We start from the raw sequence: 11755 nt of genomic DNA on the forward strand, positions 1-11755 counted from the left end.
CCGGAATTCAGGTATTTTTTCAGGTAAAATACCGCTAAGTGAAAGTATCTATCAATAAATATACATTCAGCACCACAATGATGGCAGCAATTACCCAACTAACCGTAGAAAGTAAACGTGAGTTGACAAAACGACCCATCCAGTCGCGTTTGTTGGTGAAAAGAATCAGGGGAATCACGGCAAAGCTCAATTGGATAGAGAGAATTACTTGACTGAAAACAAGCAGTTCGCTCGTGCCATGTTCGCCGTATTGGATGGCAACAAACAGCGCTGGAACAATCGCAATCAGCCGCGTGATGAGCTGGCGAAGCCACGGTTTCATTTGTAGATTCAAAAATCCTTCCATTACAATCTGCCCCGCCATAGTGCCCGTGATGGTGGCGTTTTGTCCGGCGGCCAGCAAAGCTACGGCAAAAAGCACGCTGGCCCATCGACTGCCCAAGAGCGGGTCGAGGAGGTGGTGGGCGTCGGTGATGTCGGCTACTTGTTGGTTGCCTGTGGTATGAAAAGTAGCCGCTGCCAAAATCAAAATGGCCGCGTTAATAAAAAATGCAATGCCGAGCGACGCCGTGGAGTCGATAGTGGCATAACGAATGGCCGATTTGCGCCCTTCATCCGTGCGTGCGTAGGCGCGGGTTTGGATAATGCTGGAGTGTAAATATAAGTTGTGCGGCATGACTGTAGCGCCCAAAATACCAATGGCTACGTACAACATCCCTGGGTTGGTAATCACTTCTTTTTGCGGAATCAATCCACCCGCTACTTGGCTCCATTCGGGGTGTGAAACGATGACTTCGTACACAAAACACATCAATATAACGGCAATCAGCCCACCCACAATGCTTTCGATAATTCGAAAACCTTTGTTCTGAAAATATAAAATCAGCAATACATCCAACGTAGTAATGACTACCCCTACCGATAATGGGATATGAAATAGCAGATTGAGGGCAATTGCGGAGCCTAAAACTTCGGCCAAATCACAGGCTGTAATGGCTATTTCGGCCAATGCCCACAAAACGAGGGCTACTTTTTTGGGAAAATAAGCGCGGCAAGCCTGCGCCAAATCCATGCCCGTGGCAATGCCCAGCTTGAGCGATAAGTGTTGCAGAAGCATGGCAAAAAGATTGGATATCAGAATAACGGACAACAGCGTATAGCCAAAGCGCGCTCCGCCTGCGATGTCGGTCGCCCAGTTTCCGGGGTCCATATATCCAACGGCAACCATTAAACCTGGTCCAATATAGGCCGACATTTTTTTCCAAAAACTGCCTTTTGTGTGTACGGCAATGCTCGCGTTGGTTTCGGAAAGGGATTGGCGGTCGAGAGGCATATTTTGGGTAGACAGTATTAATTTCATTGTTTTTGTTCGTTTTGTGGCGGCACAGCTTTTAGTACTCAAAACAGCTGTGCCACCGAGGTGTTTTTATGGCTTGTTAATAATAGGCAATACAAATATAAGGGGTTTCAAATAATTTTTTTAGATTAGTCTAAATTTTTTATTTATCGTTTCTAAACTTTTTGTTTTAATAAAAGTTGCCAAGTGTTTTTTATTGAATTTCAGTGGTTTATCAAAGATGTTGAAATATTGAGTGCAGAAAAGTGAGCTAAATTTTGTTTTTTTGTTGAAACAAAATGTAAAGTCTTGTATTCATTCACGGAAGAAAATTACCTCAAGACCATCTTTTACCTGTCAATAGGGACTCAGGAAGGTGTTTCAACCAATGCCCTCGCCGACAGTACCAATACGCGGGCGGCGTCGGTTTCAGACATGCTTAAGCGGTTGGCAGAGAAAGGATTGATCAATTATCAAAAATACCGGGGTGTCACCTTGACCGAAGAAGGTGAGCGGCTTGCGTTGCTGGTCATTCGGAAGCACCGTCTTTGGGAAGTTTTTTTGGCCGAAAAACTTCAGTTTGGCTGGGACGAAGTACACGTGATTGCCGAAGAACTGGAACATATACGCTCGGAGCGCCTGATTGAAAAACTGGACGCTTTTTTGGGGTATCCCAAGTTTGACCCCCACGGCGACCCAATCCCCAACGCTGCTGGCGAAATGCCCCGTTTTATTTACCGTAAACTCTCAGAAATTGTGGAAGGAACTACGGTAATTATGACGGGAGTATCGGAACATTCCCCCGCGTTTTTGCAGCATTTGGATAAAGCGGGCCTCACGCTCGGTTGTCAACTAAAAGTGAACGAAATCAGCGATTTTGATAAATCAGTTAGCGTTTTGATTGACAACGTACGTACATTGTTTGTCAGTCATGAAGTTGCAAAAAACCTTTTGGTAAAATAACAGTTAAATTTTTTCGAACTTCTTTAGGCAGTGTTGTTGATATTTCTCCCCATCTCACCAACCTACTACCAGCTTCTTTGTACATTTGCAGTATGGAATTATTACAAAATGACCTTCTCCTGCGGGCTGCGCGAGGAGAAAAAACCGAACGTGTACCTGTTTGGATGATGCGTCAGGCAGGGCGAATATTGGCCGAATACCGTGCCGTGCGCGAAAAAGCTGGTAGCTTTATTCAACTTGCTACTACGCCAGAACTGGCCGCCGAAGTCACTATTCAACCCGTAGATTTGCTAGGGGTAGATGCGGCGATTATTTTTTCCGATATTTTGGTGGTGCCCGAAGCGATGGGCTTACCCTACGAAATGGAAGAAAAACGCGGGCCGGTGTTTCCGAAGGTGGTGAAAACAATGGGCGATATAGACCAATTGCGAATCGCTGACCCTGAAGCTGATTTAGGGTATGTGCTGAAGGCCATTCGTATTGTAAAGAAAGAACTCAACGGTCGAGTGCCTTTGATTGGTTTTGCGGGCGCGCCGTTTACCATCTTTTGCTATATGACGGAAGGCAAAGGTTCAAAAACGTTTTCAGTGGCCAAAAAAGCCCTTTATGCTGACCCTGAATTTTCCCATAAATTGCTCCAAAAAATCACAGACAGCACCATTTTGTACTTAAAAGCACAAATCGCAGCGGGGGCAAATTTGGTTCAAATCTTTGACTCGTGGGCGGGAATCTTGTCGCCAACGCAGTATCGAGAGTATTCGTTGCCTTATATCAAACAAATTTGTGACGCAATCACCGAAGTTCCCGTTACAGTGTTTGCCAAGGGGGCCTTTTTTGCGCGTAAAGAAATCGGCGAATTAAGCTGCGAAGTAGTAGGGCTGGACTGGAACATGGATATTGAGGAGTCGCGCCAGTTGATTCCTACCAAGACCTTACAGGGAAATCTTGACCCCTGTGTGCTTTATTCGTCTTTTAGTCAAATTGAAAAAGAAGTTCGAAAAATGCTGGATGCCTTTGGTAATCAGCGATATATTGCTAACTTAGGCCACGGAGTATATCCGGACACCGATCCTGAAAAGGTACGTTGTTTTATTAATGCTGTAAAATCGCACTGATTCCACTTAATTAATATGCATGAATTCAGCCCTGTTTAGAAAAAATATACTTGTATTTGTAGGGTTGTTTGTGTGTTTTGAGGTAGTGGTAACCCTTCGTAATTTCTCGGTGCATTTGGGGGATTTGCAGGTCTACTATGACCTTTCCAAAAATATAATTGTGTACAGGCTAGTGCCTTACCATGATTTTAAGCTGGAATACCCACCATTGGCCATTCTTACCATGCTGTTTCCCCAATTGTTGTGTCAAATTGGGGAAACAGGTTTTTATGGCTTTGTCGTTTTTTTTGCGCTACAAAATATTGTTTTCGGCTTTTATACAGGGAGGATTGCTTTCAAAATAGCGAATACATTTTTAGAAGCGCCAAAAGTCCAGGAAATACGGCTGATTTATTGGGTTTTATGGGTAATCAGTTTGCCTATATTTCTATTTAGGTATGATGCGTTTGTGGCGTTTTCCACGATTCTGGTCATTTATTATGTAGTAAAGCAATCGCCAGCCGCTTCTGGCGTATGGCTGGCGGTTGGTATTCTTGCAAAACTATACCCAGTTATTTTTGTAGCGCCAATCGTTTTTTATTATTTTGTAAATAAGCAATACCGATTTTTAGCGCTTTTTTTAGGGGGAATTTCAGTGATTTCAGTACTTACAATTGTAGGAATGTATTTTTGGGCGGGCGAGGATGTATGGTCTTTCCTAAAATATCACCAGTTAAGAGGTATTCAACTTGAAAGTTTGGTAGGAGGATGGCTGGTGCTTTGGAATAAAATAGGAGGAACTCCCTTGCAAACAATCACTAATTTTGGGGCGATTCATTTGGTTACTCCCCTGACTATTCCACTGTTGAAAGTACTATCGTGGGGATTCGCCATGACGTATTTATTGGTTTTGGGCGTAATATACGTCTTCTTTCAGAAGCAAAATCGCGTTTCTACGGAGATGTTGTTGATTGCTTTTGGAGTAGTGTTACTTTTGTTCTTAGTAAGTAATAAAGTATTTTCTCCACAATACCTCATCTGGTTTTTGCCGATTGTCCCTTTTTTACGTCCCACGATAATTTATTGTTTTGGGGCAGCGTTTATCTTAACAATAGCAATTTACCCAGGCTCCTATCATCGCATGGTCGAAATGAAGTTGTTGTGGGTAGTAATGCTTAACGTACGAAATGGCCTGATATTTGTCATGTTGATATTTGGTCTTTATTCGATGCCTTTTTTAAACAGATTTGATATTAATTTAAAACGAAAAAATATATGGGAATCTTCAAAGAGAATCTTGTAGTCATCCCTACCTATAATGAAATTGAAAATATTGAGGCTATTATCCGTAAGGTATTTAGTTTGTCTCTTCCTTTTGATATACTCGTTGTAGATGATGGTTCTCCTGATGGTACTGCGCTGAAAGTGAAAGAGCTTCAGCAGGAGTATTCGGGCCAATTGCACTTGCTTGAACGCAAAGGTAAGCAGGGGCTTGGTACGGCTTATATTCACGGATTTCAGTGGGCATTTGGCGAAGGGTATCGTTATTTGTTTGAAATGGATGCTGATTTTTCCCATAATCCTGATGATTTGGTGCGTTTGTATACAGCTTGTGCAAAAGAGGGAAATGACGTAGCGATTGGTTCTCGGTATATCAAAGGGGTAAATGTGGTCAACTGGCCAATGGGACGCGTTTTGATGTCTTATTTTGCGGGAGTCTATGTTCGTTTCATTACGGGGATGGAAATTATGGACCCCACAGCGGGGTTTATTTGCTATAAACGTGAAGTGTTGCAGGGGATTGGTTTAAACGATATTCGATTTGTAGGCTATGCTTTTCAAATTGAGATGAAATTTAATACGTGGAAATATGGCTATAAAATAACCGAAGTGCCGATCATTTTTACAGACCGCACCAAGGGCGTTTCGAAAATGTCTACGAAGATTTTTAAGGAAGCGGTTTTGGGGGTACTCTATTTAAAAATCAGAAGTTTTTTTAAGACTTATATTCCGCAAACAGAAGCTGAGGTGGTCCCCGAAGCCCCCGTTACAGAAATGGTTTAAATTGTGACTGGCTGCAGTCGTTTCTCCCTAAAGTTGCTGGTAAGTAAACGCTTACTGGCAACTTTTTTTTGTTCAAAAAAAATATTTAAAAAATGTCTTGACATTTAATGTATATACATATAAATTTGCATCATCAATTTTGATTTACATAAAACTTACATAAAACAATGGCAACATTAAAAACTGCTTGGGTAGCTGACCCAACACACTCAGAAGTACAATTTAAAGTAAAGCACTTAGTAATTTCGACCGTAACGGGGAGCTTTAAGTCGTTTGAAGCATCTGCCGAAACTGACGGAGATAGTTTTGAAGGCGCGTCTATTAAGTTTAGTGCCGATGTTAACAGCATTGATACCAACATGGAACAGCGCGATGCCCACCTTAAAAGTGCCGATTTCTTTGATGCCGAAAATTTCCCTACGCTTTCATTTGTATCTACCTCATTGACTAAAAAAAGTGATGATGAATACGTTTTAACGGGCGATTTGACCATGCGGGGCGTTACTAAATCGGTAACCCTTTCTGCCGAGTACGGTGGACAAATGGTTGATTTCTACGGTAATACGAAAGTGGGGTTTGAAATAGCAGGTAAGGTCAACCGTAAAGAATTTGGTTTAAACTGGGCGGCTGTTACTGAAGCGGGCGGAATTGTGGTAAGCGACGAAGTAAAACTACACATCAATATCCAGCTGATTAAGCAAGCTTAGTAGAATTAGAACTTCTGGTTCAAACAAAAAGCGTCATCTCTTTCGAGATGACGCTTTTTGTTTGAAATACAACGTGCTAGCTAAACTAAACTGGAGTTTAAGTGAGGAGTACGTGCCACTCGGCTACGAGCTTCAGCCAATAAAGCTTTCAGGTCGTTTCGCCGGCGAGTATTAACTCGGGGCGCTCTCCACCAGTACAGATTCGTTTTAGAGTCAGTACTTTGAGCAAACTCCAACTCGTCGATTGGCTCAGGAGGCGTGTAACGGAAAGTCCCGTTACGCTTAAACGATAACGAAATCAAATCGTCAAAACCTGTTAAAAGTCCTTCGTCCAAGGTAGCGGTTGTTTCTTCGGTAAGAAACTCGTTTGTCTTAGGAGACTTTACTTTTATTTTTAAAGGGGCAATCAAACCCAGTGCCAATCCGTGTAGTCGGATGAATTTTTGGAGAGTCATCTCCTCACTAATCACCGACTTATACAGTTCAGGGCGAGTAAAAAGCTCCTTGGCGGCCAAAACCCGGTATAGATAACGGCGATTTTCGGCACTGATGCGAAGGTTGTAATAACTCGTTTTGCCACGCGCTGACAAATACCGTCGCACTTTTGTAGGACCAGCATTGTAAGCAGCAGCTACCAACGACCACGAGCCGAGCTGACGATAAAGGTCTAAAAAGTACTGACAGGCAGCGTGGGTAGATTTAACCAGATTTTCGCGTTCATCCTTTGGGCCGTCAACGACGAGGCCCATCGCGCGAGCTGTGTGGGGCATAAACTGCCAATAGCCATAGGCTCCTTTGTGGGAGATGGCCTTAGGGTTGAGCGCACTTTCTACTACACACAAGTACTTAAAATCCAGTGGAACTTGATATTGTTTTAAAATTGGGTCAATGACCTGAAAAAATTTCTGTGCTCTTGGCTTAATTTGATGCAGGGGCATACTGGCCGTGTGGAGCAAAGCAGATTGAAAATACTTGAGTACTTGGCTTTCATAAACTGGGAGTGGCTCATTACAAAAGCGAATACATGAGGATTCATTGAAGCCCTCGGCTTCAGCTCCTAAACTTGACAACAAAAGCGTTGATAGAATGATACATTGTCTTCTTTTCAAAACGATTTTTGGTTAGTGAAACATTGCTAGGTATGCCTTTTAAGAAGGGTAAAGTACCTCGCTTTTCAATAGCTGTGAAGCTACATTAACGTAAAGATACGTAAAAATTGTTCAATGTCCTAAAAATTTACCAATAGATTATCAGGCACTTGCAATATAGCGGTCTATATTTTATCGTAGTAAAATAATTATTTAACGGTAAAGATATATAGCAAAAAACGGACCAAACTTGTACTTTTTGTAAATTTGTATTCAGAAGAAATCAACAAATAATTGATGGAATAAAACAGCTAAGCCGTCGTATACGACGGCTTAGTCAATGAAGATTTAGAGAAAATTTTGTTAGCCTACGGATAGAAAATCAGCAATTTTTCGGTCATTTGCTAAGCGGGGAACCTTATTTTGCCCCCCTAATTTGCCTTGTGAGCGCATGTAGTCAATGAAGGCATTTTTTGCCAATGTTGTGATTTTTAAAGGCCGCAAAATGCTGCCCGACACGAGGTCATCATAATAAACGTTCAACTCAGCGAGCCGATGGTCAATGTCGAGCGAAAAACGTTCAATATCGTTGGGTGGAGTGGCAAATTCAATGAGCCATTCATGGTAGGGGAGTCCCTCACTCGGAGTCACCATCGGAGCTACTGTAAACTCAACGACTTCGGTTTCGGGTTGTCGTTGCATAGCGTATTTGAGCGCTTTTTCTACTTCTTCGCCAATGACGTGTTCACCAAAAGCAGAAATAAAATGCTTGATGCGCCCCGTAACCAACAGACGATAGGGGTCTTTGGAAACAAATTTAACGGTGTCGCCAATGGAATAGCCCCAAAGGCCTGCGTTATTGTTGATAATGAGGGCGTAGTTTTTGCCTACTTCGACTTCTTCCAGTGACAAACGTGTTGGTTTTTCGTTGAAAAACTCTTCCGTAGGTATAAACTCGTAAAAAATACCTGTATCAGCAAGCAATAACAGCCCTTCTGCATACTGGGAATCTTGATAGGCAATAAAACCTTCGGAGGCAGGATACATCTCAATAGAGTCTATTTTTTTTCCGATAGATTCATACAGCTTAGCTCGATAAGGTTCAAAATTGACCCCTCCATAAACGAAGAGTTGAAATTCGGGAAAAACATCTTTGATGGGTTTTCCAGTTCGGGCAATGATGCGATCAAAGTACATCTGTACCCACGGAGGAATCCCCGAAATGAGCGACATGGGCTGCGAAATGGTTTCGTCAATAATCCGTTCCAATTTTTCTTCCCATTCTTCGATGCAGTTGGTTTCGTAGCTTGGTAGTTGATTGGTACGCAGATAGGCAGGGACGTGATGATTAGAAATACCCGATAACCGCCCCGTGGGCACGCTCCCTTTGGTATCTAGCACGGGGCTGCCTGATAAGAAAATGAGTTTGTTGTCTAAAAATGCCCCTTTGCCAGTTTCATGAATATAGTTGAGCAGCGCGTCGCGGGCGGAATTGATATGATTGGAGATAGAATCTTCGCTGATTGGGATGTATTTTGTGCCTGATGTGGTGCCCGATGTCTTCGCAAAATAGATAGGTTTTCCAGGCCATAAGATATTGTCCTGACCGTCGATTATCTGTTGAATGTACCCTTTTAAGTCTTCATAATCCCGAACGGGAACGGCCTGCTTAAAATCCTCGTATGATGCCACATCCTTAAAAAAATGATCACGTCCAAAGGCCGTTTTTGTGGCAGTTGAGACCAATTTTGTGCGCCATTGATTTTGGGTTGCTGGGGCATTATACATCCAGTTTTGCTCACTGTTAAAAATGTATTTTGCGAGCGGTTTGCTGAGAAAAGAGCGGAAGCCCATTGTTGAGTCTTTATGGTTTGGGGTCTTTGCAAAAAATAAATACAGGGACCGAAACCTCAAAAATAGGCGTTTTATGGATTACGCTCAATAAAAAAGAAAAAGAGGGACCTGATTGGGGGCCCTCTTTTTTAATTAAAGATATTTATTTATCTGATTTCTAGCACTTTAAACTCTGTACGTCGATTTCTCTGGTACTCAGCTTCCGTACAAATAACACCATCTACACAACCATTGACAGGAGTGCTCTCGCCCATGCCCGTGGGTTTAAGGCGATTTCGGCTAACACCTTTTGAAACCATGTAATCAACAACCGCCTGCGCTCTTTTTTGCGAAAGAACCTGATTAAAGTTGGCATCGCCCCGGCTGTCGGTATGGGAGAGGATTTCAGCTTGCAAGGAAGGATAACGTTTCATGGTAGCAACTACCTTCTCCAATTCACGCGCCGCATCTGGACGAATTCCGTCTTTGCCTTGGTCGTAATAAATATTGTCAAGTTTGACAATGTCTCCTTTTTTCAAAAGGCCAATATCTTTGGAAAGCACTTTAGGCACCGCTTTTTTCGGAACTCGGTTGATTTTAACCGTATTTGTTCCGTAGGTATCTTTAGAATAAATCAAAGTATAATCACACCCCTCCGCAATCTCAAAGTCATAACGACCGTCGGGGCCAGTAATAGATTCGTATATTTTTTTATCACATTCGTTTCTTAGCTTGACCAAGACCCCCTCGATGGGCTGTCGGTCGGTTTCTGTGCGTACGATTCCCCTTACCCGAGAGTGTTTTAATTCAGAAATGTCGTCACCGATTGGTGTCTTTTTTGGTTCAGTTTCGGTAGTAGTCGTAGATATAATATTGCTTGGTGTGAATGTCTCCATGCCGAGTTCTAAACGTGTTGGTTTATCATCGGTCAAATAGCGGGTCGAAAAACCGATTGTGTTGTCCAAATAACCATTTTTAGAAATATTAAAGATAAAATCGTTGTTGGAAGCAAGGCATAAATGAGCCCAACCGTTGGCGTCGGTCTGTAATGGTTTATCAGCTTCAGGGCTTTCGGATTTTGATTTAATGGTGATGGTGGCACTGTCGAGAGGCTGCTGGGTTTGGTTATCAAAGACCCGTACAAGTAATTCGCGACATTCATAGAGAGAACTCTCACGCGTGAAGCGATAAATATCGTCATCTCCTTCGCGGCGGTTGCTGCTGAAATAACCTGTCGTTCGGGCGGCGTCAGTGATGAGTCCAAAATCGTCGGCTTTGGAGTTGATTGGAGCGTCTAAATGAATCACTTCAATAACTTTTGTGCCGTCTTTACTCAGTACGGCATAGTATAAATCCAAGCCACCATAGCCTCCTTTGCGACCAGCGGTTGAGAAATACAGATTTCCACGGGCATCGACAAAAGGAAAAACCTCGTCCTGTTTTGTATTTAGCTCTTTTCCAAGATTAATAGGGGTTGACCATTGCCCATTATCATACCGCGATACGTAAATATCTTTGCCACCCATTCCTTTGGGCATATCTGAGACAAAATACAGTAGTGAGCCATCCTTGCTCAAGGAAGGATGGGCGGTAGAATAATCGTTGTTGTTGAAAGGAAGTTCCTGCACATTCGTCCAGTCGCCATTTCCCCACTGTGCACTGTATAGTTTGAGTTTGATATTATTGTCGTCGCTTACCCCTTTTTGGCCTTCGTTAAAGTTATTGCGTGTAAAAATTATTTGGGAGCCGTCGGCCGAAAACGTGACAGGCCCTTCGTGAAACCTTGTATTCAATTCCTTACTAAACGGGACTGCTTTTCCTGATTTTGTGGTTGATTTTTGCCCTCCAGTTGCTTCGTCATTCAAACCATAGCCGTTGTAAGAGCCAAGGGTACGGGAGTCATTGGAGGTACTTTTTGTGTATGAGTCGCTGCCAAGCTTTCTTGGTTGAGTGGGAGCAGGTACCTGGCGTGCCTCTTTTATTTCAGCTTCTGTTCCATCAGCATTCAGCGTGGTCAAGGCTCTGATTTCACTTTCTTTATTGACAAAAAATAAATCTAAATATCCTTTTTCGGTAGATTCTGTAGAAACGGCACCAGCGGCTTTGCCCGATACAAACACCAATCCGTCTTTATAATACATGGGACTGAACTCGGCGTTAGAGGTATTGATGGCAAGGTAGTCGAGACGATACGTAATGCGCTTCTTGGTATAGTTTTCTGCGCCCTGATTTTGTTGAGTTTCGGCCAATTTACGGCTTTGATAGAGGTCGTAGTATTTTTCGGATTCCTGCATTTTGCCATTATTGGCAAGCGCTTTTGCAAAATTCAGATAGTGAGATGCTGGCAACTCACTAAGGGAGCCTTCGCTGAGAATGGTTTTATAAAATTCTTCCGACTTAACGTTGTCTCCTAGATTGAAGTAAGATGAAGCTAAGTTCAATAATACTTGTTGGCGCTGCGGAATAGGTATTAGATTTTGAGTCAGTATCTCCTGATATAGAGCTACTGCTTTGGCATAAGCTTGGGTATCAAAGTGCCGGTTGGCTTGCTGTATTAACGACTCTCTCGCTGGAGTTTGTGCCAGTGTAACGGCGGAGAAAAGTAGTGCCAAACAAAGATATTTAAGTTTAATCATCATGGGTATATGCTTTTAAGTCCCCTGCATATCA

General features: G+C 42.7%; 9 protein-coding genes. 5 read left to right on the plus strand and 4 right to left on the minus strand.

Annotation, left to right across the window (positions count from 1 at the left end; translation table 11 throughout):
- Positions 1-34: 34 nt before the first annotated feature.
- A complete protein-coding gene (locus tag DVG78_RS26695; protein ID WP_114464056.1) occupies positions 35-1360 on the minus strand; it encodes an Nramp family divalent metal transporter in 1326 nt (441 codons plus the stop codon).
- A 285-nt stretch (positions 1361-1645) separates the two neighbouring features.
- On the opposite strand from DVG78_RS26695, the gene DVG78_RS26700 reads away from it, so the two are divergent.
- From DVG78_RS26700 to DVG78_RS26720, 5 genes are all read left to right on the plus strand, one after another.
- A complete protein-coding gene (locus tag DVG78_RS26700) occupies positions 1646-2299 on the plus strand; it encodes a metal-dependent transcriptional regulator (RefSeq protein WP_114464057.1) in 654 nt (217 codons plus the stop codon).
- Between the two features lie 92 nt (positions 2300-2391).
- A complete protein-coding gene (gene hemE / locus DVG78_RS26705) occupies positions 2392-3414 on the plus strand; it encodes a uroporphyrinogen decarboxylase (RefSeq protein WP_114464058.1) in 1023 nt (340 codons plus the stop codon).
- A gap of 19 nt (positions 3415-3433) precedes the next feature.
- Positions 3434-4696 (plus strand): glycosyltransferase family protein, encoded by a 1263-nt coding sequence (locus DVG78_RS26710; RefSeq protein WP_114464059.1) that lies wholly within the window; start codon positions 3434-3436, stop codon positions 4694-4696.
- Positions 4669-5457 (plus strand): polyprenol monophosphomannose synthase, encoded by a 789-nt coding sequence (locus DVG78_RS26715; protein ID WP_114464060.1) that lies wholly within the window; start codon positions 4669-4671, stop codon positions 5455-5457. Before DVG78_RS26710 ends, DVG78_RS26715 begins: the two co-directional genes overlap by 28 nt.
- Before the next feature lie 167 nt (positions 5458-5624).
- Positions 5625-6164 carry a YceI family protein gene (locus DVG78_RS26720; RefSeq protein ID WP_114464061.1) on the plus strand — a complete coding sequence of 180 codons (540 nt, stop codon included), beginning with the start codon at positions 5625-5627 and terminating at the stop codon, positions 6162-6164.
- A gap of 80 nt (positions 6165-6244) precedes the next feature.
- Here the strand turns inward: DVG78_RS26720 and DVG78_RS26725 are convergent, their stop codons facing one another.
- The 3 genes from DVG78_RS26725 to DVG78_RS26735 all read right to left on the minus strand — a co-directional run bounded on the left by DVG78_RS26725 (position 6245) and on the right by DVG78_RS26735 (position 11724).
- Positions 6245-7273 carry a lytic transglycosylase domain-containing protein gene (locus DVG78_RS26725; protein ID WP_147277183.1) on the minus strand — a complete coding sequence of 343 codons (1029 nt, stop codon included), beginning with the start codon at positions 7271-7273 and terminating at the stop codon, positions 6245-6247.
- Between the two features lie 342 nt (positions 7274-7615).
- On the minus strand, positions 7616-9106 hold the full coding sequence (locus DVG78_RS26730; protein WP_114464063.1) for a GH3 auxin-responsive promoter family protein: 1491 nt from the start codon (positions 9104-9106) through the stop codon (positions 7616-7618).
- Positions 9107-9252: 146 nt separating this feature from the next.
- On the minus strand, positions 9253-11724 hold the full coding sequence (locus DVG78_RS26735) for an OmpA family protein (protein WP_114464064.1): 2472 nt from the start codon (positions 11722-11724) through the stop codon (positions 9253-9255).
- Positions 11725-11755: the final 31 nt, after the last annotated feature.

It is taken from the genome of Runella aurantiaca, from assembly GCF_003339505.1.
Classification (GTDB): Bacteria; Bacteroidota; Bacteroidia; order Cytophagales; family Spirosomataceae; genus Runella; species Runella aurantiaca.